Below are 23,033 nucleotides of genomic sequence, written 5' to 3'. Positions count from 1 at the left end.
ATTTCCCCTGATGACCAAGGAAGATCCCGCCATGACGATCAAGGTTTTCGGCCACAAATCCCCAGACACCGATTCCACCGGCTCCCCGCTGATCTGGGCCTGGTACCTGTCCGAGATCAAGGGCACCCCGGCCGAGGCGAAACTGCTGGGCCAGCCCAACACCGAGGCCGCCTTCGTGGTCGAGAAATGGGGGTTCGAGACGCCCGAGATCATCTCCGCCGTGTCGGCGAAGGATGACGTGGTCATCGTCGACACCAACAACCCCGCCGAACTGCCCGAGGCGATCAACGACGCCAACGTCATCCAGATCATCGACCACCACAAGCTGACCGGCGGCCTGGAAACCAAGGGCCCGATCGACATCACCATCAAGCCCCTGGCCTGCACCGCCACCATCATGCACGAGATGATGGGCGCCGATGCCGACAAGATGCCCGACAACATCAAGGGCGCGATGCTGTCCTGCATCCTCTCCGACACGCTGGAATTCCGCTCGCCGACCACGACCGAACAGGACAAGGCCCTGGCCGAGAAACTGGCGGCGGAGCTGAACCTGGACCTCGGCGCCTATGCCAGCGAGATGTTCGAGGCCAAGTCCGACATCTCCGCCTTCTCGGACGCCGAGCTGATCCGCATGGACAGCAAGGAATATGCCGTCGACGGCACCAAGTTCCGCGTGTCCGTGCTTGAGACCACCGCGCCGAAACTGGTGCTGGATCGCCAGGCCTCGATCATGGACAGCTTCAAGGCGGTCGAGGCCGAGGATGGCGTCGACCAGGTGCTGCTCTTCGTCGTGGACATCCTGAATGAGGAAGCGACCCTCTTCGTGCCCAACGACCTGGTGAAGGGCGTGGCCGAGAAAAGCTTTGGCGCCACGGTCGAGGGCGACAAGGTCGTCCTGCCCGGCGTGATGAGCCGCAAGAAGCAGATCATCCCGAACCTCAAGGTCTGAGGCCTTCGGCAGGAAGAACCGGAGAGGGCGCCCGCGGGGCGCCCTTTTTGCTTGGACCGACGCGGCTTCACGGGGGCGCGTCTGCAGTGATTTTCCGGCCCGCAAGTCTCCCGCCCGGAGGCTTGCACCGCCGCAGGCGGGACAAAGGACAGGCGCCGGATCCAAGCGGGGCGCCGTGGGCACAAGGCTTTCAAGTCAACCCGGAACCTGCTTAATCTGCCTCCAACGGGAAAAGGAGGATACCATCATGACCCAGGGCTTCGACACGCTGCAGATCCACGCCGGCGCCGAACCGGATCCGGCAACCGGCGCCCGCCAGGTGCCGATCTACCAGACCACTGCCTATGCCTTCCGCGACGCGGACCATGCGGCGGCTCTCTTCAACCTGCAGGAAGTGGGCTATATCTATTCGCGCCTGACCAACCCGACCGTGGCGGCGCTGCAGAACCGCATGGCAGCGCTCGAAGGCGGCGCGGGGGCGGTCTGCTGTTCGTCGGGTCACGCGGCGCAGATCATGGCGCTGTTCCCGCTGATGGCGCCGGGGATGAACATCGTCGCCTCGAACCGGCTCTACGGCGGCACGATCACTCAGTTCAGCCAGACCTTCAAACGCTTCGGCTGGTCCTGCACCTTCGTCGACCTGGATGACGAGGCGGCCGTGAAGGCCACCATCGACGAGAACACCCGCGCGATCTTCTGCGAGACCATCGCCAACCCCGGCGGCTATGTCACCGACGTGCCCGCCATGGCGAAGATCGCCGACGCCGCCGGCATCCCGCTGATCGTCGACAACACCTCGGCCACCCCGGCCCTGGCGCGGCCCATCGATATGGGCGCGACGCTGGTGGTGCATTCGATGACCAAGTACCTGACCGGCAACGGCACCGTCACCGGCGGCTGCGTGGTGGATTCGGGCAAGTTCGACTGGTCCGCCTCGGACAAGTTCCCCTCGCTCTCGGCCCCGGAACCCGCCTACCACGGGCTGAAATTCCACGAGACCTTCGGCGAGCTGGCCTTCACCTTCCATTCCATCGCCATCGGGCTGCGCGACCTAGGGATGACCCTGAACCCGCAGGCGGCGCATTACACCCTGATGGGGATCGAGACGCTGTCGCTGCGCATGGCCAAGCATGTCGAGAACGCCCGCGCGGTGGCCCAGTGGCTGGAGGCCGATCCGCGCATCGACGCCGTCACCTGGCCGGGCCTGGAAAGCAGCCCCTACTACAAACGCGGCCAGCAGATCGTGCCCAAGGGCGCGGGCGCACTGTTCACCGTCTCCGTTAAGGGCGGCTACGACGCCTGCGTGAAGCTGGTGGACAGCCTGAAGCTCTTCTCCCACGTGGCGAACCTCGGCGACACCCGCTCGCTGATCATCCATTCGGCCTCGACCACGCACCGGCAGCTGACCGAGGACCAGCAGCGCGCTGCGGGGGCCGCGCCGGAGGTGGTGCGCCTGTCCATCGGCACCGAGGATCCGGCGGACCTGATCGCCGACCTGGACCAGGCGCTGACGGCAGCCACGGCCTGAACCGGGCTCGGGACATTTGAGCCATGAATGGGCGCGGGCGGCCCTGGCGGCCCGCGCCGTTTCCTTGCCCGCCGCACCCTCTGGCGCGCATGACATATTGATGACAGCGCGCCAGAGGGCGCATTGCCCACTGGCCGCGCGCCCCCCTTTGCGCCATATGAAGGCTAAACGCCCCTGCCTGACCGGAGCCGCCATGACCCGCATCGTCCCGACCCTCGCCGACATCGCCGCCGATTACGACGCCTTCTTCGTCGACCTCTGGGGCTGCGTCCATGACGGGGTGAAGGCCCTTCCCGATGCGGTCGCCGCCCTGCAAGAAGTGCGCAAGGCGGGCAAGCACGTGGTGCTGGTGACGAACTCCCCCCGCCCGCGCGCCGGTGTGCAGGCGCAGATCGCCGACTTCGGCGTGCCCGAGGATGCCTGGGACACCATCGCCACCTCCGGCGACAGCGCCCGGGCCGCCATGTACAACGGCATCGTCGGCCACAAGGTGTTCCACATCGGCGAACCGGGCGACGATCCCTTCTTCCACCCGCTGGAGATCCAGGAGAACCCGATCGAGATCACCCGCGTGCCCCTGGACGAGGCCGAGGGCATCGTCTGCACCGGCCCCTTCGACACCATGGCCCCGCCGGAGGATCTGCGGCCGGAACTGCTGCTGGCCAAGACGAAGGGCCTGAAACTGCTCTGCGCCAACCCCGACATCGTGGTGGACCGGGGCGAGACCCGCGAATGGTGCGCCGGCGCCGTGGCGAAGCTCTATACCGAGATGGGCGGCGAGAGCCTCTACTTCGGCAAGCCGCATCCGCCGATCTACGACCTGGCCCGGATGCGCCTGCAACAGCTGGGCCCGGTGCCCTCCGAAAGCCGTATCCTGGCGATCGGCGACGGCATCCACACCGACGTGCAGGGCGGCCTGGGAGAGGGGATCGACACGCTCTTCATCACCGGTGGTCTGGCGGCCGAGGAAACCAAGACCACCGATCAGCCCGACCCCGCCGCGCTGGAGGCCTATATCGAGGCCAACCGCATGACCCCCACCTACGCCATCGGCTTCCTGCGCTGAGGCCACCGGCGGTCGGCCCCGGCGCAGCTGGCCAAAAGGCTTGATCTCGCATCCGCAGCGTAATATTGTTTCGCAAGAGCCTCTCGGCTCTTCACATAATTACGCACCGGATTCGCACCTCACCATAGGCGGGGCGGAAGACCCGGATGGAGGGGTGGATGTTGGACAATTTCCCGCGCGGCACGATCTGCATCGAGGACATCGAGATGGGCATGACCCGTCACCTGCGGAAGGAGGTGACGGATGAGGACATCGAGATGTTCGCCCAGGTCTCCACCGACCGGAACCCGGTGCACCTGGACGATGCCTATGCCCAGGACACGATCTTCGAGGGGCGCATCGCCCATGGCATGCTGACCGCCGGGCTGGTCTCTGCCGTGATCGGCGAACAGCTGCCCGGTCATGGGACGGTCTACATGGGCCAGACCCTGAAGTTCCTGGCCCCCGTGCGCCCCGGCGACGTGGTGACGGCGGAGGTCGAGGTGATCGACATCGATCATGGCAAGCGGCGGGTGAAGCTGGATTGCCGCTGCATGGTGGCCGGCAAGAAGGTGATGATCGGTGAGGCCACGGTGCTAGCGCCGTCGCGCAAGTTCGACTGAACGCGCAGGGGGCTCTGCCCCCGTCTCCGTGCCGGAGACTCCCCCGGAGTATTTTGGACGACGTGAAGGGAGGGGGACGGCGCCCAGACGGGCGTCCGCCCGACGGGATTGAAAGCCTGACACGCGCCTGTCTTCGAAAGTCCGCCAAGCCGGAGCGCGGTTTCGCCCTTTCACCTTGTCGCGCAGGTCGTCCGGCCCAGGCCGTAAACCCGCCGAGATCTTGCCCGGCTGCTGGACAGGGGGCGCGGGACGCGCAACATGGCGCCATGAGCGAGCCCCTTTCCCTGCCCCGTGACGCCACGCTGCTGGCACGCAGCTTCCTGCCCGGCTGGGCGCAATCCCTGCTGCTGTTTCTCTGGCGCCAGCTCTGGGCGGGATTGTTCGCCGGGATCATCCTGATCTCGCTGATCGTGACCTCGGTCCTCTGGCAGGAGGAATGGGCGCTGGCGCGCTATGATTTCCTGGTGGGACTGGCGGTGCTGACCCAGGTCCTGTTGCTGGCCTTCCGGCTGGAGACCTGGGAGGAAGCCAAGGTGATCGCGCTCTTCCATCTGACGGGGACGGTGATGGAGTGGTTCAAGGTCTCCGCCGGATCCTGGGCCTATCCCGAACCGGGGGTCCTGAAACTCTTCGAGGTGCCGCTGTTCACCGGGTTCATGTATGCCAGCGTCGGCAGCTATATCGCCAGGGCCTTCCGCCTGTTCGGGGCCGTCTTCGCCCCCTACCCGCCCTTCTGGGCCTCCGTCCTGCTGGCGGTGGCAATCTACGTCAACTTCTTTGCGCACCACTGGCTGCCCGACATCCGGCTGGCGCTGTTCGCGGCCACCCTGCTGCTGTTTGCTCGCACGCGGATGTGGTTCCGCCTGCGCGCCTGGCACTGGATCCCCTTTCCTCTGGCCGCCCTGGGAATCGCCTTTGCCCTGTGGATCGCCGAGAACATCGGCACCCTGTCGGGCACCTGGATCTACCACCGGCAGGCGGCCTTCGAACTGGTCTCCCTGTCGAAGATGGGGTCGTGGTATCTGCTGTTCTTCGTCAGCTTCACCACCGTCACCCTTGTGATGCGCGGCCAGTTGCGCCGCGATGCCTTCCGCCCCGGGGAGGGCGCCTAGTCTGTCAGCCCTGCCACTGCAGGAAGGCCCAGACCAGCACGCCAAAAACGATCAGGTTGAAGGCATAGCCCGCCAGGGCGTTCAGCCACATGTTGCGCCGCCGGCGGGCCGGGTTCCATTGGCCGAGGGCCGCATCGAACCGGCGGAAGGAGGAGGTCAGCCGTGCCGGGTCCATCCGCGCGGCCAGGCGCGGGTCCTGCATCTGGGCGCGGGTCGCCAGGATCTTCTTCGCCTCACGGCGCGCGGGCGCCGGCAGGTCGCGCCCCGCTCGTCGGGTCAGCCGGTCGAGATCGGCATCGCGCAAGTGCAGGTGCCCGCGCTTGCCGCCCAGTTTGCGGCGCAACCGGCGGGCACTGCGGCCCATGCGGCTGTCGAGGGAATTGAGCGTGTCGGCCATGGCTCTCTCCGGTCCTGCCGCCGTCCCGAAAGGGGGCGTTGCGGCGCGCCACAGGATAGCTGCGCCGACGCTTCGCGACAAGCCGATGCGCCTGCCCGGTGCCCGGCGCGCGAGGGATCGCTGTGCATCCTGCAGGATCGCGCCCGCGCGGGATCTGGCGTGGCGCGCGGGACCGCGCTATGCATCGCCCATGCTGAACAGGATCCGCCAGGACGGCCCCGCCGACGCCACCCCTCTCGTCATCGCCCATGGCCTTTTCGGCTCCGGGCGGAACTGGGGCGTGATCTCCAAACGCCTGTCGGCGGACCGCACGGTCATCGCCGTGGACATGCGTAACCACGGCTTCTCCGACTGGAGCGAGGATCACGGCTACCCGGCCATGGCCGCCGACCTGGCCGAGGTGATCGAGGCCGAGGGCCGCCCCTGTCACGTCCTGGGCCATTCCATGGGTGGCAAGGCCTCGATGGCCCTGGCGCTGACCCGGCCCGACCTGGTGGACCGGCTGGTCATCGCGGATATCGCCCCCGTCACCTACAGCCACAGCCAGCAGGAGTTCATCGACGCGATGAAATCGGTCGACCTGTCGACCGTCACCCGGCGCTCGGACGCCGAGGCGCAGCTGGCCGAGGCCGGCGTGGGCCGCTCTCTGCAAAGCTTCTTCACCCAGAGCCTGGACGCGCCGGAGAAACGCTGGCGGCTGAACCTCGATGTGCTGGAGGCGGAGATGCCGAAGATCATGTCCTTCCCCGAGGATCTGACCACACCCTTCGAGGGCGAGACTCTGTTCCTGTCGGGGGCCGAAAGCGACTACGTGAAACCGGAGTATCGCGAACGGATCCGCGCGCTTTTCCCGCAATCGCATTTCGCCAAGATCCCCGGCGCGGGCCACTGGCTGCATGCCGAGAAGCCGCGCGAGTTCGAGGCTGCGGTCTCCGCCTTCCTCGCCACCGGCTGACGGGCCGGGGGGCGGCCTTCGGAAACCACCTCAGTCGTCCCCGGCGATCCGCCGGGCGATCCCCCAGGCCAGCGGCGCGGCCAGCACGAACCCCGCCCCGGCCGCCAGCAGCAGCGGCCAGAGGCTCTGCCCGCCATTGACCAGCACGAGGACCACGAAGCTGCTGGCAAGCATGGTGGAGATCAGGGAATAGAGGATCGCGGCAAGGCGGCGCATGGGCCATGTCCCTTTCGATGACAGCCCCGCCCGGGGCCGCCCCGGATCATGCCCGCAGGCAAGATGCCCGCCTTGATCCTCGTCAACATCTCCCTGGCCCCCCGCCTGAGCGCGCTGCGGCCTGCACCTTTTTGCGCGGCGCTGGAACCTTGCCCCCCGGTGACCGCGTTGATTGGCAGGAACGAGAAAAGGAGACAGATCATGACCACGCGTATCGCGACCCGCACCGCCACCGTCTTTGCTGCCCTGCTGGCCCTTGCCGCCTGTGAAACCGTCGAGGGCGCCGGCCAGGATATCGAGAATGCCGGCCAGGCGATCGAGGGTGAAGCCCGGGAAACCCAGTCGCAGATGTAAGCCTCTGCGCGCAGGCCGGGCGGGGTATATCGCTCCGGCCGGCCTGTCTCGTGCATGACGCTGGACGCGCCCCGACGCTCCGCCTAGGATCCCGACGGGATCCATATCATGCCGAGGAACATCATGATCAGACTTGCATTCTGCCTGGCCGCGCTGACGGCCCTGACCGCCTGCGAAACCGTCAAGGGTGCGGGCCGTGACCTGCAAACCGCAGGCGCCGCGATCGAAGGCGAGGCGAACCGGAGCCAGACCGGGATGTAAGGGACCTGACCACCGCCGCAGCTGCGGAGCAGGAAACGCGAAGGCCGGCCCCTCGGGATCGGCCTTTTTTCGTGACGGGTCTCCGGACGCGGCCCGTCCTGAGCGAGAAAAGGTGACGTCCCACCAGTCCCGCCCTTCTGACGCCTCCACCGTTCCTTAACCAAGCCTGCGCAAGGATCCGGGGATGTCCCGCTACCTTCGCCCCCGCGCGCCCGGCGCCCCCATCTTCTTCACCGTCCGCCTGCGCGACACCACCTCCGACCTGCTGCGGCGCGAGGTGGCCGCCCTGCGCGAAGCGGTGATGGTCGAACGCCTGCGCCGCCCCTTCCACATTGACGCCTTCGTCGTCCTGCCCGACCACCTGCACTGCCTCTGGACCCTGCCGCCGGATGATTCCGACTGCGCCGTCCGCTGGCAGGCCATCAAGGCCGAGTTCAGCCGCCGTGTCGCGGCCCGCGTGCCGCGAAGCCCCGGCAAACGCCGCCGGGGGCAGTTGGGCATCTGGAAACGCGGCTACTGGCAGCATCCCATCCGCGACGCCCGCGATTATCGCGCCCATCTGCACTACTGTTGGGCGGATCCGGTGCAGCACGGCCTCTGCGCCCGGGCGGCGGATTGGGAATTCTCATCCTTCCACCGCGAAGTGCGACAGGGATGGGTCGAGGCGGACTGGGCCGGCCAGGTCCCAGAGGGAATGTATGGGGAACAGGAGGGGCCGGGGAGCTTGATGGCTCAGGCCGGCTCAGGCCCGGCCGATACGCGGGCCCTCCCGGCATCGGCCCGCCCCCCCTCCTGCGGCCAGGCTGGGCCGCCGGGCGGCGGGCCGTGACGGCAACCGACCCAAAGAAAAACCCGGGCGCTGGCCCGGGCTTTCCTCAATTGTCCATCTTCAGCGCCGAGATGAAGGCTTCCTGCGGGATCTCCACCTTGCCGAACTGGCGCATCTTCTTCTTGCCGGCCTTCTGCTTGTCCAGGAGCTTCCGCTTCCGCGTCGCGTCACCACCGTAGCACTTGGCCGTCACGTCCTTGCGCATCGCCGACAGGGTTTCCCGCGCGATCACCTTGCCGCCAATGGCCGCCTGGATCGGGATCTTGAACATGTGGCGCGGGATCAGATCCTTCAGCTTCTCGCACATGGCCCGGCCACGCATCTCGGCGCGGTCGCGGTGGACCATCATCGACAGCGCATCGACGGGTTCGTCGTTCACCAGGATCTGCATCTTCACCAGGTTGTCCTGGCGGTAGCCGATCATCTGGTAGTCGAAGGAGGCATAGCCCTTGGTGACCGACTTCAGCCGGTCGTAGAAGTCGAAGACCACCTCGTTCAGCGGCAGGTCATAGACCACCAGCGGGCGGGTGCCGGCGTAGGTCAGCTCCATCTGGATGCCGCGACGGTCCTGGCACAGCTTCAGCACGTCGCCCAGGTATTCGTCGGGCACCATGATGGTGGCCTTGATGCGCGGCTCCTCGATATGATCGACATAGGTCAGGTCGGGCATGTCGGCGGGGTTGTGCAACTCCTCCATCGTGCCGTCCTTCATGTGGACGTGATAGACCACCGAGGGCGCCGTGGTGATCAGCTCGATATTGTACTCGCGTTCCAGCCGGTCGCGGATGACCTCCAGGTGCAGCAGGCCGAGGAAGCCGCAGCGGAAGCCGAAGCCGAGGGCCGCGGAGGTTTCCATTTCGTAGCTGAAGGAGGCATCGTTCAGCGCCAGCTTCTCGATGGCGTCGCGCAGGTCCTCGAACTCGGCCGAATCGACCGGGAAAAGACCGCAGAAGACCACCGGGATCGACGGCTTGAAGCCGGGCAGCGCGGTTTCACAGCCCTTCTTCTCATGAGTGATCGTGTCGCCGACCTTGGTGTCGCGCACCTGCTTGATCGAGGCGGTGATGAAACCGATCTCGCCCGGGCCCAGCTCATCCACGTTCTGCATCGCCGGGCGGAACACGCCGATGCGGTCGACCTGGTGCACGGTGCCGTTCTTCATGAACTTCACCCGGTCGTTCTTCTTCAGCTTGCCGTCCATGATGCGCACCAGCACGACAACGCCCAGGTAGGGGTCGTACCAGCTGTCCACCAGCATGGCCTTCAGCGGCGCATCCGCGTCGCCCTGCGGCGGGGGCAGGCGCGCGATGATCGCTTCCAGCGTTTCCTTGATGCCGATCCCCGACTTGGCCGAAACCAGCAGGGCGTCGCTGGCGTCGATGCCGATCACGTCCTCGATCTGCTCGGCCACGCGCTCGGGCTCGGAGGCGGGCAGGTCGATCTTGTTCAGAACGGGGACGATTTCATGGTCCGCGTCGATGGCCTGATAGACATTGGCCAGCGTCTGCGCCTCGACGCCCTGGGTGCTGTCCACGACCAGCAGCGAGCCTTCGACGGCGTGCATGGACCGGCTGACCTCATAGGCGAAGTCGACGTGACCGGGGGTGTCGATCAGGTTGAGGATATAGAGCTCGCCGTTGTCGGCGATATACTCGATCCGGACGGTGTTCGCCTTGATGGTGATCCCGCGTTCCCGCTCGATGTCCATCGCGTCGAGCAGCTGCTCCTTCATCTCGCGTTCCGAGACGGTGTTGGTGGACTGGATCAGCCGGTCGGCCAGGGTGGATTTCCCGTGGTCGATATGGGCGACGATGGAGAAGTTACGGATATGCGCGAGATCGATCATGATCGGCAGCATATGAGGGGGAAAGGGGCAGTTGGCAAGGGGGCGCGCGCCGGTCCAGCGAAGCTGGCGATTGATCGGGGGGATCAATCGAGGCGCGCGCGGGCGGAGCCCATGGGTTGCGCCGGTCCAGCGCAGCTGGCGATGGATCCAGTGGATCCATCGAGGCGCGAACAGGCGGAGCGCCGGGCGCGCGCGCCGGTCCGACGTGCTCGGCGGTTGGTCCGGGGGATTGAGCGGGGCGTGGGTGGGCGGAGGCGCGGGGTGCAGGCAGGGTTGAGCGAGCGGGCGGTTTCGCTAGGGTGCGTGCAGAGGCGGAGACAGTCAGACTATGGCGGTAGAGAACGAAGAGCAGTTCAGTGCGTGGCTGGCGGGGCAGTCGCGGGAGGTTTGCGCGGCGATTGCCCATAGAGCCGCTATGCGGGTGCTGCCGCTAGTCTTCGCCGTTAGCCCTAGAGCAAGCAATGTAGATGAAGAACAGCGTATCACCTTGCTCGCGCTTCGCGCGATGATTTCATCTTCGCCGAACACAGAGGCTCAGGCCCCGAGGCCCGCTCAAAATAACATCTTCACGGCTAGTGACATACAACAAGCAGTAGGTGAGCCAGCCCGACTAGCTGTTGAAACCGCAGCAAACACCGCTCTTTGCACAACTAGAACTCTCGTAAATTCGTCCTTTGCACTCGAGACTATGGAAGGCATACAGCTCGCCATCAAATCCGCTCGCATAGTCGCAATTGACTACCGATCGGTCCATGGAGATCTTTCGCAAGAACTCCCAGAAGCTTCAGCACAAGAACTATTCCAAGAGATCACAAAGGACATCACTTCGCTTCAAGATGGCCGTTTCGGCACAGTTACTCCGATTGCTATTCCCAAAATTCTGGAACAGACATTTGCATCAATTCGCGACATGCCTGGATCTAGCTGGCTCCCTACCGCCGGCGGCCCCTGGTCCTTCTGGTCCCGCTGGTACGAACGCGCCATGGCAGGCGATCCCCTGCCCTGGGACCTCCAGCGCGAGGTCGCCCTGATCCCCGACGCAATCTGGCAGCAGGGCCCCGAAGCCGTGGCCGAGCAGATCGCCAAGATCGAGGCCGCCTATCTCGCCCGCACCACCCATCTGGCCGAAGAGGTCACGCTCGACCCCGAAACCGGCACCTTCTCCGTCACCCCGCGCCCGCTGGAAAACGCGCCCCTGATCTCCGCCCTGCTGGCCCAGACCGAGGATGCGCTGGAGGATGCCCTTCAGGGCCAGAACGGACTGCGCGAGGACATGCGGGCGGTGCGGACCCTGCGGCGCACCCACCAACGCTATGGCAACGATCCGCAGCGGATCGAGCTGGATTACACCTCGGTCGCCATCAGCCTGCGGCGCGAGATCCGCGAAACGCAGGAGTTGGCCGAGACCGAAGACAACCTCGCCCTGCTGGAGGCGGTCGAAGAAGGCGCCCTGGCGATCCGTGCGCAGCATCCCGAGATCGCCGAGAACCGCCAACGTATTGCGCAGCAAAGGCTGCGTGAGATGGACCGGGCGGATCTGGAGGTTCTCGAGTCAGCCGAGCCGGTGCTGTTGGCGCTGAGCGAAGGCGAAATGGCGGAGGATTTCGCCCGCGACATCCCGCAACTGATCAACGACGCGACCACGCCCCTGCCCACAGGCGCGCCACCCCTGCCGGGCGTGGATGAATCGATGCGGGTCTTCCACCGCGTGTCGTGGATGAAAGTCATTATGGACAAGCTGCCGGACAAGGGCGCCTCGCTTTTCGACAGCAAGACCAACAAGACGATCCGGCTCGCCCTCGAGGGCTGCGCCCTCTTCACTATTCTCGGAGGCCCGCAGATCGTCACCAGGCTCGTCGAAATCGGCCTCAAACTCTTCGGCGTACTCTGAGGCGCGAAGGGCAGCGCCCGACCTTGGGTGGGCGCTTTGACACGCCAACGCCAAACGCGGCGCCCGAAAGCAGCCTCGTCGCGCAAGCTAATCAAAACATCTCCAATGCGCCCTCCCGGGGGGAGGGTCGGGCGCGGCCCGGCGTGCCGCCGGGCGAGACAGTAGAACGAAAAGATACATCCCCCCTCACACCTCTCACACCCCCTAGAGCCACCTGTCCCCTTCCCCACCCCATTTATTGGCCCGAAGTATCCCGGGGGAGTCGCCCGCCGGGCGACGGGGGCAGAGCCCCCTCCTCCGGCGCCCCCTCCCCCGCATCCCTGCACAGCCTTCCCCGCACCACCACCCCTTGCACTCCCCCACGGCCCCTCATAATTTCCCCCGGCGGCCAGCAAGGTCGCTTGTTCTCAGGGCGGGGTGCAATTCCCCACCGGCGGTGACAGCCCGCGAGCGCCTTTCGCAATCGGAAGGGACAGCAGATCCGGTGGAACTCCGGGGCCGACGGTTAAAGTCCGGATGGAAGAGAACGGGATATCTCCCGCACCGCGCCCAGAGGGGCGTGGCAGCGGGCGCTGTCCCCGACTGCCTTGGGTTATGCGTTTGGAAAGGACACCGCATGACTCACCACCACCCGGCGCGCGGCGCCGTGATGATGATCGCCGCCGGCGCGATCTTCGCCCTCTACAACACCCTCACCCAGCATATCGCCATGGGGCTGGGCCTCGCCGGGCCCACCATCGCCTTTTGGCAATACCTGACGGCCACCCTGCTGGCCCTGCCCTGGGCCCTGTCGCGCGACCGCGCCGCCTGGGCGATGCGGCAGCCCTGGCTGCACCTGGCGCGCGCTGGCTGCGCCGTGGCGGGCGTGCAGCTCTGGGTGGCGTCGCTGGCTTTCGTGCCGATCTGGCAGGCCTCGGCGCTGATCCTGCTGTCGCCCTTCTTCGTCACCCTGGGCGCCGCGCTGCTGCTGCATGAGGAAACCCCACCGCGCCGCTGGCTGGCGGTGCTGGGCGGGCTGGCCGGCGGGATGATCCTGCTGGCGCCCTGGTCGGAGGCCTTCAGCTGGGCCGCCCTGATGCCCGTGGGGGCCGCCGCTCTCTGGGCCGGGACCTCCCTGCTGACCAAGCGGATGACGGCGACCGAGGCCCCCGAGAGCCTGACCCTGCATCTGCTGATGCTGCTGACCCCGGCCAACGCGGTGCTGGCCGTGCTGGCGCTGCCCTCGGGCGCCGGGCTGGGCGCGCTGCTGCCGCCTGCGGGGGCGCTTTCGCTGTTGGTGCTGGCCGGGTTGCTGACGGCGGCGGCACAGTATGCGATCGCGCGCGCCTACTCCCTGGCCGACGCGGGCTTCCTGCAGCCCTTCGACCACGTGAAACTGCCGCTGAACGTGGCCTTGGGCGTGCTGATCTTCGGCTTCGTGCCGCCAGGCAGCATGTGGACCGGGTCGGCGCTGATCGTCGCCGCCTCCTTCTACCTGCTGGACCGCGAACGCCGCGACAGCGCGGCGCCACAATCGGGGGCGGCGCAGGTCTGATCCCGCGCACCGGGGCGCCAGGCCGCGCCCCGGTTGCAAAGCGCAGACCCGTAACCGCCAGATCTGCAAAGAGATATCTGAAACACTTCAATTTAGAATAATTCAAAAGAATCGCCCCGAGTTTGACCGAGATCAAACCCCCGATGACGATTCTCCGACAGCTTGGGTCAGCGCGAACTTCCCAGAGAAACGGAGACGATGATGCGTAGCCTGACCATTCTTCTCTTAGCCAGTACGGCCCTCGCCACGAGCGCCGCAGCCGATGATCTGCGCGACTATGCGACGGACATGTTCCAACCCCTGCCCTCGACCATCCCGGCCGTCGCCGACAACCCCGTGACGGATGAGAAGATCGAACTGGGCAAGATGCTTTTCTTCGACCCGCGCGTTTCGCTGTCGGGCGTCTTTTCCTGCTATTCCTGTCACAACCTGACCACCGGCGGGGACGACAACCTGGAAACCTCCGTCGGCCACGGCTGGCAGAAGGGCCCGCGCAATGCGCCCACGGTGCTGAACGCCGTGCTGAACGAGGCGCAGTTCTGGGACGGGCGCGCCGAGGACCTGAAGGCCCAGGCCAAGGGCCCGGTGCAGGCGGGCGTCGAGATGGCCAACACGCCGGAAAACGTCGAGGTCATGTTGAACTCGATGCCGCAGTACGTGTCGCTCTTCGAAACGGCCTTCCCGGGCGAGGACGCCCCCACCAACTTCGACAACATGGCCAAGGCCATCGAGGCCTTCGAGGCCACGCTGCTGACACCGGCGCCCTTCGACAGCTGGTTGAACGGCGATGACACCGCGCTGACGGCAAAGGCCAGGGAAGGGCTGGGGCTGTTCCTCGACCTGGGCTGCGTCTCCTGCCACTCGGGCGTGAACGTGGGCGGGCACGGGTACTATCCCTTCGGCCTGATCGAGAAACCCGGTGCCGACGTGCTGCCCGAAGGCGACAAGGGCCGCTTCGCCGTGACCGAGACGGTGGACGACGAATATGTCTTCCGCGCCGCGCCCCTGCGCAACGTGTCGTTGACCGCGCCCTACTTCCACTCCGGTAAGGTCTGGGACCTGAAGGTGGCGGTGCAGATCATGGCCGAAAGCCAGCTGGGCGAGGAGCTGTCGGACGAGGATGCGACCTCGATCGTGGCCTTCCTCGACAGCCTGACCGGCGAGATGCCGGAGATCACCCTGCCGGTGCTGCCGGCGGAAACCGCCGATACCCCGCGCCCGAAACAGGACGCGCTGCCGTAAGGCGACATCCATCGAGATCCGGCAGGGCGTTGCGACAGTCAGTCCAGCCGGAAGGAGGAGGCCGGTCCGCGAGGGCCGGCCTCCCCGCATCTGCCCCGTCTGCTCCCCGCGTCCCCGGGCGGGACCTCCCTTGACGGCATCGTGACGTGACGCGCGGGGCTTTCGGCCTAGTCTCCCAGCCAAGGGGCCATGAGGTCCCGTTGGCCATCCAAGGGAGAGAGACCCATGCTGACCCGCAGACACCTGATGACCACCGCCCTGGCCGCGACGGCCGGCGTCACCCTGATCCGCCCCTTCGCCGCCATGGCCCAGGACTTGACCGGCGATGTCTACGACACCGACGGCGGCCAGATCTCAATCCACCCGGTTGCCCATGCCAGCTTCGTCCTGGTGACGCCGGTCGGCGTGATCTACGTCGACCCGGTGGGCGGGGCCGCCGCCTACGACGCGCTGCCCGATCCCGATGCGGTGCTGATCACCCATGAACACGGCGATCACTACGACCCCGACACCCTGTCGGCCCTGGCCGACCGTGCGGGCGGCAGCCTGCAGATGATCACCAACCCCGCCGTGGCCGAGATGCTGGCGCCCGAACTGGCCGAGGGCAACGCGCCCCTGGCCAATGGTGGAAGCGGCGAGATCCTGGGCTATGCGGTCGATGCGGTGCCGGCCTACAACACCACCGAGGATCGCCTGCAGTACCACCCCGAGGGCCGCGACAACGGCTACGTCCTGTCGGTCGACGGGCTGCGGATCTACATCGCCGGCGACACCGAGGACACGCCGGAGTTCCGTGCGCAGGAAGACATCGACATCGCCTTCGTGCCCTTCAACCTGCCCTACACGATGACCGAGGATCAGGCCGCAAGCGGCGTTGCCGAAATGGCGCCCAAGGTGGTCTACCCCTATCACTTCCGCGGCTCCGACCCGGAGCTGTTCACCTCGCTCCTGTCCGAGGCCGGCGCCGAGACCGACGTGGTCATGGGCGGCTGGTACAGCCAGAGCGAAAGCTGATCGCCTGCCCCGGTCCGCCGCCGAGGCGGGCCGGGTGTCTTCGGGGCCGCCTTCGCTCAGGACCCGTGCCCCTGCCCCTGTCCGTCACTGCGCCTCGCGCCCCAAGCAGGTCCGCCCCTGTGCCTTCGCCCCCGGTCAGGTCACGACCGGACAGAGAGGCAAGTGATTTCCCTTGTTTACCTGGTCAAAGCGGTGCGGATTTCCGCCGAGGTTCTCTCCCCCTCTCAGCGGGCCACCGCGACTCTGTTGTCGATCAAGGCGATTTTTGCCAAGGTCTCGGAACCGACTCTCCGGACAGGCGAAGCGCCGTGGGGTCGCAAGGCAGTGACGGAACACCGGACCACGGGCGGACGAACCCCCGGGCCGGGGGACAGCGAAGGCAGTAACGATATGAAATGTTCTTACCGGGCGGCCCTGGCCGCAACCGCAGTGACCACCATGATGATGCTGGGCAGCACGGCCCAGGCCGGGCCGATCACCCGCGCCTGTCTGGCCTCCGACAGCCGCGCCGCCAGCCCCGCGCTCTGCGGCTGCATCCAGCAGGTCGCCGATATGGTCCTCAGCAACCGCGATCAGCGCCAGGCGGCCCGTTTCTTCAAGAAACCGGACATGGCCCAGGAGGTGAAGATGTCCAGCTCGCGCTCGGATGAGCAGTTCTGGGAGAAATACTCCTACTTCGGCGCCGTCGCGCAGGAGCAATGCGCCGCCTCCTGAGGGCGCCCAGGCCACAGCACGACAACAGCATCAGGCGCAGCCCCCCGGGCCGCGCCTTTTTGCTGTCCACCTCGGGCGGCCTCAGGCGTCGGTCCTGCGGCGCGCCTCCACCAGCCGGATCAGCGCGCGGCCCTCCGGGCTGGGCGCCCCGCCCGCGCGGCGATAGTCCGACCCGTCACGGCGGCGGGTCAGCCGCCCGTCCTCCACCAGCGAACGGCGCAGCTGCGCCACGTCACCGAAGGCATGGGCCGGTCCCAGCAGGGCGTTGACCTCGGCCTCGGTCATTGCCTGACCGGCGGGCAGTCGCGCCCAGAGCACCTGCAGGCAGAGGCTGCGCACCTGACGCCGCCCGGGCCAGCGCAGCAGACGCCCCTGGTCGTCGAAATGCGGCAGGGCCTTCTCCACCAGGCGCAGATCGACCGGCGCCTCGGGCTCCGGCGGGCGGGCCAGCCGGCCTTCGGCGGCCTGCACGGCGCGCAGGTGCTGGAAATTGCGATAGCCGCCGGCGCGGGCCAGCATGTTCATCAGCGCCAGGTGCGACGGCACCTGACCGGCATCTGCACCGGCCGACAGCTGACGCGCCAACGCGCGGGAAAAGGTGGACAGGTCCTGGATCGACAGGGGGATATGGGGTCTCGACATGATGGCTCCTGATCGCGTGCCGAAATCGTCGCGGGCCGCCGGGTCACGACAGGCACGCGTCGAGCGTGATGTCGGGAAATCGAAACTGTCGAGGCAGGTTTAGCATGCCCCGAAGGGCGCAGCGGGCCTTGGGAACTGCCGACCGCCTTCAAGGATAGCCTCAGCCGCCCCCGACGACAAGCCGCCGCGGCAAAGGGCGCAACGCCCCGAATTCAACGCTTCACCCCGGCCAATTCCTCGCTGATGACAACGCTGGCCACAACGGTTGCGCCTCACACAGCCCGCATCGCGACCGGCGCCCCAGCCGGACGTGGCAAAGAGCATTTTCCCGGCCCCGCCGGACAACCTATTCCGACAAACTCTTACGGAGCGTGAACCATGAATTTCGCAATGACTGCCGCGGCAGCGGCCCTGAGCCTCGTCGCATCCGGCCCCGCGGGCCTGCAAATGACCACGGCGGGCTACCTGGCCGATCAGGACGGCATGTCCCTCTATGACTTCGACAAGGACCGCCCCGGCACCTCCAACTGCTACGGCGGCTGCGCCAAGTCCTGGCCGCCGCTGATGGCCTCCGGCAATGCCTCCGCCGAGGGGGATTTCACCCTCGTCACCCGCCGTGACGGCACCCTGCAATGGGCGCTGGACGGTCAGCCCCTCTACTACTGGGCCGGCGATTCCAAAGCCGGCGACACCAAGGGCGACGGCGTGGGCGGCACCTGGCACCTGGCCCGCTGATACGGGATGACCGGGGTGGGGGCTCCCGGTCGGCCAGCGCGTCGGCGCTTCGCGGACCGACCGCCAGGTCTGGCCGGGGGTCACCCGGACCCGCAGGTCACCGAGGCGACGCACAGCCTGGAGAGAGGTGGCCGGATCAGCCCCCGGCCACCTCTCTCAACACACCGTCGGCGCAGTCCTCGATCAGAGCCAGCGCCCCGTCGAAATCGCGGGTATAATAGGGGTCGGGCACCTCATCGGCGCCGGCAAAGGCGCTGCCTGCGGGCAGGTAATCGGTAAACAGGCGGACCGGCGTGGCATTGCCCGCCGGTCTTTGCCGTTCAATGTCCGCCAGGTTCTGCCCATCCATCGCTAGGATCAGGTCGAAGGCATCGAAATCCTCCACCCGGAACTGCCGCGCGCGCAGCGCGGACATGTCGTAGCCCCGCGCCCGCGCCGCGGCCTGCATGGGGCCGTAGGGCGGCTCCCCCGCGTGCCAGCCGCCGGTGCCGGCGCTGTCCAGTTCCAACGCTGGGGCGCGATCCCGCATCACGGCCTCGGCCGAGGGGGAACGGCAGATATTGCCGAGACAGACGAAAAGGATCGAGGTGGTGGTCACGGGGGCGCTCCCTGCTATCTTCCCGGATGAAGCTAGAACCCGGAAAAGCGAAGGAAAAGGCGGAATGGAGAAAATCGTGATCCTGACCGGCGCCGGCATCTCCGCCGAGAGCGGCCTGGGCACGTTCCGCGACGCGGGCGGCCTGTGGGAACAGCACCGGATCGAGGATGTGGCCACGCCGGAAGGGTTCGCCCGCGACCCCGCCCTGGTGCAGCGGTTCTACAATGCCCGCCGCGCCGCCGCCGCCGAAGCCCGCCCCAACGCCGCGCATGAGGCCCTGGGCCGTCTACAACGGGACTATCCCGGAGAGGTCGTACTGGTCACCCAGAACGTCGACGCCCTGCACGAGGCCGGCGGAGCACGGGACGTGTTGCACATGCATGGAGAGCTGGCCTCGGCCCTCTGCGCCGCCTGCGGACACCGCTGGCCGGCCCCGATGGAGATGCAGGTGAAGGAACCCTGCCCCGCCTGCGACCGCCCCGCCGGGCGTCCCGACATCGTCTGGTTCGGCGAGGTGCCCTACCACATGGACGAGATCATGGCGCACCTCAAGGACTGCACCCTCTTCGCCGCCATTGGCACCTCCGGTGAGGTCTACCCCGCCGCCGGCTTCGTGCAGATCGCCGACATCGCCGGAGCGCATTCGGTCGAACTGAACCTGGAGGCCTCCTCCGTGCACAGCAATTTCGCCGAGGCCCGGCTGGGCCGCGCGACCGAGGTCGTCCCGCTCTGGGTGGCAGAGCTGCTGTCCGGGCACTGAGCCTGCCCCGCAAACCGCAGCACATCACCGCCCTCAGACAGCACGCCGTCCAAGGCGCCCCTTCAGGTGTCTCTGTGCCCAAAATATCCCGGGGGGTGTCGCTTTGCAGACGCGGCGGGGCAGCCCCCCCGCTGCCCTCAGCCTTCCGAGACCGTCGAGGGCGACGGCGACCCGCTTCCTCCAGCCTGTCGGTTCACCCGGTCCGCAGCGCCGCCAGCATCTGCTCGGCCGCAAGCGTCGGGGTGGTCTCTCCGGCTGCCACCGCATCGCTCAACTCGGCCATCTTCGCCTTCACCGGGCCACGCTCCAGCTCCGCCAGAAGAGCCTGTTTCACGTCCTCGCGGAACCAGAACCGCGCTTGGGCGGCGCGGGCGCGGTCAAAATGCCCCTCGGCGCGGCGCCAGTCAGCCAGGGTGGTCATCTCCTCCCAGGCTTTTTCCAGCCCGTCCTTTTCCAGCGCCGAAACGGTCATCGCCTTGGGGAAGCCCTCCGGGTCCTGTGGCCGCTTGCGCAGCAGCCGCAGGGCACCGGCGTAGTCAGCGCAGGTGCGGGTGGCCGTAGGTTTCAGATCGCCATCGGCCTTGTTCACCAGGATCATGTCGGCCATCTCCATAATGCCGCGCTTCACCCCCTGCAACTCGTCGCCGCCCGCCGGCGCCAGAAGCAGCAGGAAAAGGTCCGAGATCTCGGCCACCACGGTTTCCGACTGGCCCACGCCCACGGTCTCCACCAGCACCACGTCGAACCCCGCCGCCTCGCAAAGCGCGACCGCCTCGCGCGATCGGCGCGCGATGCCGCCCAGGTGGGTCTGGCTGGGCGAGGGGCGGATATAGGCCTGGGGCGCGCGCGCCAGTTCGGGCATCCGCGTCTTGTCGCCCAGGATCGACCCGCCGGTCCGCGCCGAAGAGGGATCGACGGCCAGCACCGCCACGCGCAGGCCCTGCCGGGTCAGCATCATGCCGAAGCTCTCGATGAAGGTCGACTTGCCGACGCCGGGCGTGCCCGACAGCCCGATGCGCAGAGCCTGGCGCCCTGATCCCGCCAGCCGCTGCAACAGTTGCGCGGCCTGGGCGCGGTGGTCTTCGCGCGCACTTTCCACCAGGGTGATCGCCCGCGACAGGGCGCGCCGGTCCCCCGCCAGGATCTTCTCGGCCAACGTGTCGATGTCCATCAGGCTCCCCCGGATCTGGTTCCCACCGGGTGTAGCGCCTCGCACCGCGCGCCGTCCAGTGCGACACGGGGCGCGCGCACGCGCACCGCAGGGAGTGGACGGCCCCCGCGCGCGCATCGCATAAGGACGCCATGACGCCCAATACCGCCCTGCCCATCGACGCCGCCCTGCCAGACCTCATCGCCGCCCTGCGCGCGCGCGGCCGTGCCGTGCTGCAGGCGCCGCCGGGCGCGGGCAAGACCACCCGGGTGCCGCTGGCCATGTTGGAGGCCGGGCTGATCCCGGGGCGCATCCTGATGCTGGAACCCCGCCGCCTGGCCGCCCGCGCAGCCGCCGAACGCATGGCCCAGACCCTGGGCGAACGAGCGGGCGAGACCGTGGGCTACCGCGTGCGCGGCGAGGCCAAGGTGGGCCGAGGCACCCGGATCGAGGTAGTCACAGAAGGCATCCTGACCCGCATGATCCAGTCCGACCCGGAACTGACCGGCATCGGCGCGGTGATCTTCGACGAATTTCACGAACGCTCGCTCAACGCGGATCTCGGCCTGGCGCTCTGCCTGGAAATCGCGGGCGCCCTGCGCGATGACCTGATCCTGGTGGCTATGTCGGCGACGCTGGACGCAGGACCAGTGGCGGCGCTGATGGAGGACGCGCCGGTCGTGACCTCCGAAGGGCGCGCCTTCCCGGTGGATCTGGTCCATGCCGACCGTCCCCTGCGCAAGGGCCGCGAGACCTGGGCCGACGTGGCCGCCCTGGTGGAACGCGCCGTGGCGGACACCGATGCGGGCGTGCTGGTCTTCCTGCCCGGCGCCGGGGAAATCGCCCGGGTCGAGCAGGCGCTGACCGGCCGCCTGCCCGTCGGCTGCCACATCCGCCCCCTCTATGGCGCGATGAAATTCGCCGACCAGCGCGCGGCGTTGGAGTCCGCCCGCGAGGGGCGCAACGTGGTCTTGGCGACCTCGATCGCGGAAACCTCGCTGACCATCCCCGACGTGCGTGCGGTGGTGGATGCGGGCCTGTCACGCCGGGCGCGTTTCGATCCCGGCTCGGGCATGTCGCGACTGGTGACCGAGAAGGTCAGCCGCGCCGAGGCCGACCAGCGCGCGGGCCGCGCGGGGCGGGTCGCCCCGGGCCGCTGCTACCGCGCCTGGACGAAGGGCGAGGAAGGGGCCCTGCCCGCCTATCCCCCGGCGGAGATCGAGGCTGCGGACCTTTCGGGCCTGGCACTGGAACTGGCGCTCTGGGGCGCGGGGCCGGAGCAACTGGCCTTCCTGACGCCCCCGCCCGAAGGCACCTATGCCGAGGCGCAGGCGCTACTGACGATGCTGGGCGCGCTGGACACCCACGGCATCACCGAACACGGACGCACCCTGGCCGGGCTGCCCCTGCACCCCCGGCTGGCCCATATGCTGGCGCTCGCCGGGCCTTCGGCGGCGCCCCTGGCCGCGCTGCTGGCCGACCGCGACCCGATGGCCCGCGGCGCGCCGGTGGATCTGCACCTGCGGCTGAAGGCACTGAAGGGCGAGCGTGAGGCCCGCGCCGATACGGTCGCCCTTTCCCGCATCCGGCAGGAAGCCAAGCGGCTGTCGCGCGGCGCGGGCCCCGAGGCCGGACTGGCGCCCGAAGAGATGGCCGCGCTCGCCTATCCCGACCGCATCGGGTTGCGCCGCACCGGCGAGGCACCCCGCTACCTCCTGTCCGGCGGCAAGGGCGCGGCCCTGCCGCCCGAGGACCCGCTGGCCGGCGCCCGGCTGATCGTCGTCACCGACACAGACGGCGACCCGCGCGAGGCCCGCATCCGCCAGGCGGTGCAGATCGGCGAGGCCGAACTGCGCGCGCTTTTCCCGGACCAGATCGAGGAGGTGCACCTCTGCCGCTGGTCGCGCCGCCACCGCCGGGTCGAAGCGCGGGTGCAGGACCGGCTGGGCGCCATCGCGCTTTCGGATCGCGCCTGGAAGGAGGCCGACCCGCAGGACGTGGCGCGAGCCATGCTCGACGGCGTGCGAGACCTGGGCTTCTTCCCCTCCGAACCCGCGCGCCTCTTCCTGGCGCGCGCGCGCCTCATGGGGAACGACTTTCCCGATTTCTCGGACGCAGCGCTGATGGACACGGCGGAGGACTGGCTGCTGCCACATCTGATCGGCGTGCGCAGTCTCGACGACTGGAAGCGATTCGACCTGCTGCCCGCCCTGCGCGCCCGGCTCAGCTGGGACGAGCAGCAACGGCTGGACCGCGAGGCGCCGGCGCGATTCACCACGCCGCTCGGGCGCGAGATCGCCATCGACTACTCCGGCGAGGACCCGGGCATTTCCCTGCGCCTGCAGGAGATGTTCGGCCAGACCCGCCACCCCACCGTCGCGGGCCGCCCGCTGGTGGTCACCCTGCTGTCTCCTGCGGGCCGCCCGGTGCAGGTCACCCGCGACATTCCCGGTTTCTGGACCAATTCCTATGCGGATGTGCGCAAGGACATGCGCGGCCGCTATCCGAAACACCCCTGGCCCGAGGACCCGCGCGAGGCCGATCCGACACTGCGGGTGAAACGCCGGACGTGACAGCGCACCGCAGGCCCGCCCCCTCTGGCCCTTCGGGGAAATCCGATCTATACGGCCCGCAA

The 23,033-nt window shown here is 67.8% G+C and carries 23 protein-coding genes and 1 riboswitch; of the genes, 17 read left to right on the top strand and 6 right to left on the bottom strand.

Annotated elements, in window-relative coordinates; genetic code table 11:
• Positions 1–31: 31 nt before the first annotated feature.
• The 5 genes from CVM50_RS04700 (at position 32) to CVM50_RS04680 (ending at position 5,260) form a co-directional block, all read left to right on the top strand.
• Complete coding sequence (locus CVM50_RS04700) at positions 32–952, top strand: manganese-dependent inorganic pyrophosphatase (protein WP_085887763.1); 921 nt, start codon at positions 32–34, stop codon at positions 950–952.
• Between the two features lie 247 nt (positions 953–1,199).
• Positions 1,200–2,480: an O-acetylhomoserine aminocarboxypropyltransferase/cysteine synthase family protein gene (locus CVM50_RS04695; protein WP_085887765.1), complete on the top strand. Its 1,281-nt coding sequence runs from the start codon at positions 1,200–1,202 to the stop codon at positions 2,478–2,480.
• A gap of 193 nt (positions 2,481–2,673) precedes the next feature.
• Positions 2,674–3,546 carry a TIGR01459 family HAD-type hydrolase gene (locus CVM50_RS04690; RefSeq protein ID WP_085887767.1) on the top strand — a complete coding sequence of 291 codons (873 nt, stop codon included), beginning with the start codon at positions 2,674–2,676 and terminating at the stop codon, positions 3,544–3,546.
• 158 nt (positions 3,547–3,704) lie between these two features.
• Complete coding sequence (locus CVM50_RS04685; protein ID WP_085887973.1) at positions 3,705–4,148, top strand: MaoC family dehydratase; 444 nt, start codon at positions 3,705–3,707, stop codon at positions 4,146–4,148.
• A 266-nt stretch (positions 4,149–4,414) separates the two neighbouring features.
• Positions 4,415–5,260 (top strand): DUF817 domain-containing protein, encoded by an 846-nt coding sequence (locus CVM50_RS04680; protein WP_085887769.1) that lies wholly within the window; start codon positions 4,415–4,417, stop codon positions 5,258–5,260.
• A gap of 4 nt (positions 5,261–5,264) precedes the next feature.
• On the opposite strand, the gene CVM50_RS04675 is transcribed toward CVM50_RS04680, so the two are convergent.
• Positions 5,265–5,657, bottom strand: a complete 393-nt coding sequence (locus CVM50_RS04675) for a hypothetical protein (RefSeq protein WP_085887771.1) — start codon at positions 5,655–5,657, stop codon at positions 5,265–5,267.
• Between the two features lie 190 nt (positions 5,658–5,847).
• Here CVM50_RS04675 and CVM50_RS04670 point away from each other — a divergent pair, with 190 nt between their 5' ends.
• The gene (locus CVM50_RS04670) at positions 5,848–6,612 is read left to right on the top strand and encodes an alpha/beta fold hydrolase (RefSeq protein WP_085887773.1); all 765 of its coding nucleotides are present in this window, start codon (positions 5,848–5,850) and stop codon (positions 6,610–6,612) included.
• A gap of 30 nt (positions 6,613–6,642) precedes the next feature.
• Here CVM50_RS04670 and CVM50_RS04665 read toward each other — a convergent pair whose 3' ends face one another.
• A complete protein-coding gene (locus CVM50_RS04665; protein ID WP_085887775.1) occupies positions 6,643–6,828 on the bottom strand; it encodes a hypothetical protein in 186 nt (61 codons plus the stop codon).
• Between the two features lie 201 nt (positions 6,829–7,029).
• On the opposite strand from CVM50_RS04665, the gene CVM50_RS04660 reads away from it, so the two are divergent.
• From CVM50_RS04660 to CVM50_RS04650, 3 genes are all read left to right on the top strand, one after another.
• A complete protein-coding gene (locus tag CVM50_RS04660; protein WP_085887776.1) occupies positions 7,030–7,182 on the top strand; it encodes an entericidin A/B family lipoprotein in 153 nt (50 codons plus the stop codon).
• Between the two features lie 123 nt (positions 7,183–7,305).
• Positions 7,306–7,443 carry an entericidin A/B family lipoprotein gene (locus CVM50_RS04655; protein WP_085887778.1) on the top strand — a complete coding sequence of 46 codons (138 nt, stop codon included), beginning with the start codon at positions 7,306–7,308 and terminating at the stop codon, positions 7,441–7,443.
• A gap of 184 nt (positions 7,444–7,627) precedes the next feature.
• Positions 7,628–8,272 (top strand): REP-associated tyrosine transposase, encoded by a 645-nt coding sequence (locus CVM50_RS04650; RefSeq protein WP_232618155.1) that lies wholly within the window; start codon positions 7,628–7,630, stop codon positions 8,270–8,272.
• 46 nt (positions 8,273–8,318) lie between these two features.
• On the opposite strand, the gene lepA is transcribed toward CVM50_RS04650, so the two are convergent.
• Entirely contained in the window at positions 8,319–10,118 is a 1,800-nt protein-coding gene (lepA, locus tag CVM50_RS04645) for a translation elongation factor 4 (RefSeq protein WP_085887975.1), read from the bottom strand.
• Between the two features lie 982 nt (positions 10,119–11,100).
• Between lepA and CVM50_RS04640 the strand changes: the two genes are divergently transcribed.
• The 5 genes from CVM50_RS04640 to CVM50_RS04620 all read left to right on the top strand — a co-directional run bounded on the left by CVM50_RS04640 (position 11,101) and on the right by CVM50_RS04620 (position 16,513).
• Positions 11,101–12,009, top strand: coding sequence for a hypothetical protein (locus CVM50_RS04640; RefSeq protein ID WP_085887977.1), 909 nt, complete (start codon positions 11,101–11,103; stop codon positions 12,007–12,009).
• A 399-nt stretch (positions 12,010–12,408) separates the two neighbouring features.
• Positions 12,409–12,541: riboswitch (FMN riboswitch) on the top strand.
• Positions 12,542–12,625: 84 nt separating this feature from the next.
• Entirely contained in the window at positions 12,626–13,543 is a 918-nt protein-coding gene (locus CVM50_RS04635) for a DMT family transporter (RefSeq protein WP_085887780.1), read from the top strand.
• Positions 13,544–13,741: 198 nt separating this feature from the next.
• On the top strand, positions 13,742–14,785 hold the full coding sequence (locus tag CVM50_RS04630; protein WP_408634045.1) for a cytochrome-c peroxidase: 1,044 nt from the start codon (positions 13,742–13,744) through the stop codon (positions 14,783–14,785).
• Positions 14,786–15,010: 225 nt separating this feature from the next.
• On the top strand, positions 15,011–15,799 hold the full coding sequence (locus CVM50_RS04625) for an MBL fold metallo-hydrolase (RefSeq protein ID WP_085887783.1): 789 nt from the start codon (positions 15,011–15,013) through the stop codon (positions 15,797–15,799).
• Between the two features lie 390 nt (positions 15,800–16,189).
• Positions 16,190–16,513: a hypothetical protein gene (locus CVM50_RS04620; protein WP_085887785.1), complete on the top strand. Its 324-nt coding sequence runs from the start codon at positions 16,190–16,192 to the stop codon at positions 16,511–16,513.
• A gap of 81 nt (positions 16,514–16,594) precedes the next feature.
• Here the strand turns inward: CVM50_RS04620 and CVM50_RS04615 are convergent, their stop codons facing one another.
• Complete coding sequence (locus CVM50_RS04615; protein ID WP_085887787.1) at positions 16,595–17,155, bottom strand: DUF2087 domain-containing protein; 561 nt, start codon at positions 17,153–17,155, stop codon at positions 16,595–16,597.
• A gap of 378 nt (positions 17,156–17,533) precedes the next feature.
• Between CVM50_RS04615 and CVM50_RS04610 the strand changes: the two genes are divergently transcribed.
• Positions 17,534–17,890 carry a COG4315 family predicted lipoprotein gene (locus CVM50_RS04610; protein ID WP_085887789.1) on the top strand — a complete coding sequence of 119 codons (357 nt, stop codon included), beginning with the start codon at positions 17,534–17,536 and terminating at the stop codon, positions 17,888–17,890.
• A gap of 136 nt (positions 17,891–18,026) precedes the next feature.
• Here the strand turns inward: CVM50_RS04610 and CVM50_RS04605 are convergent, their stop codons facing one another.
• Positions 18,027–18,488, bottom strand: a complete 462-nt coding sequence (locus CVM50_RS04605) for a low molecular weight protein-tyrosine-phosphatase (protein ID WP_232618154.1) — start codon at positions 18,486–18,488, stop codon at positions 18,027–18,029.
• A 64-nt stretch (positions 18,489–18,552) separates the two neighbouring features.
• Between CVM50_RS04605 and CVM50_RS04600 the strand changes: the two genes are divergently transcribed.
• Complete coding sequence (locus tag CVM50_RS04600) at positions 18,553–19,248, top strand: NAD-dependent deacylase (RefSeq protein ID WP_085887793.1); 696 nt, start codon at positions 18,553–18,555, stop codon at positions 19,246–19,248.
• Between the two features lie 193 nt (positions 19,249–19,441).
• Here the strand turns inward: CVM50_RS04600 and meaB are convergent, their stop codons facing one another.
• The gene (gene meaB, locus CVM50_RS04595) at positions 19,442–20,419 is read right to left on the bottom strand and encodes a methylmalonyl Co-A mutase-associated GTPase MeaB (protein ID WP_085887795.1); all 978 of its coding nucleotides are present in this window, start codon (positions 20,417–20,419) and stop codon (positions 19,442–19,444) included.
• 131 nt (positions 20,420–20,550) lie between these two features.
• On the opposite strand from meaB, the gene hrpB reads away from it, so the two are divergent.
• Positions 20,551–22,971 (top strand): ATP-dependent helicase HrpB, encoded by a 2,421-nt coding sequence (hrpB, locus tag CVM50_RS04590; RefSeq protein WP_085887797.1) that lies wholly within the window; start codon positions 20,551–20,553, stop codon positions 22,969–22,971.
• The last annotated feature ends 62 nt before the right edge of the window (positions 22,972–23,033 follow it).

The sequence above is a fragment of the Pseudooceanicola marinus genome (assembly GCF_002786295.1).
GTDB lineage: Bacteria > Pseudomonadota > Alphaproteobacteria > Rhodobacterales > Rhodobacteraceae > Pseudooceanicola > Pseudooceanicola marinus.
The sequence above is the reverse complement of the archived record's forward strand: the minus strand, read 5'-3'. Positions and strand labels throughout refer to the sequence as shown.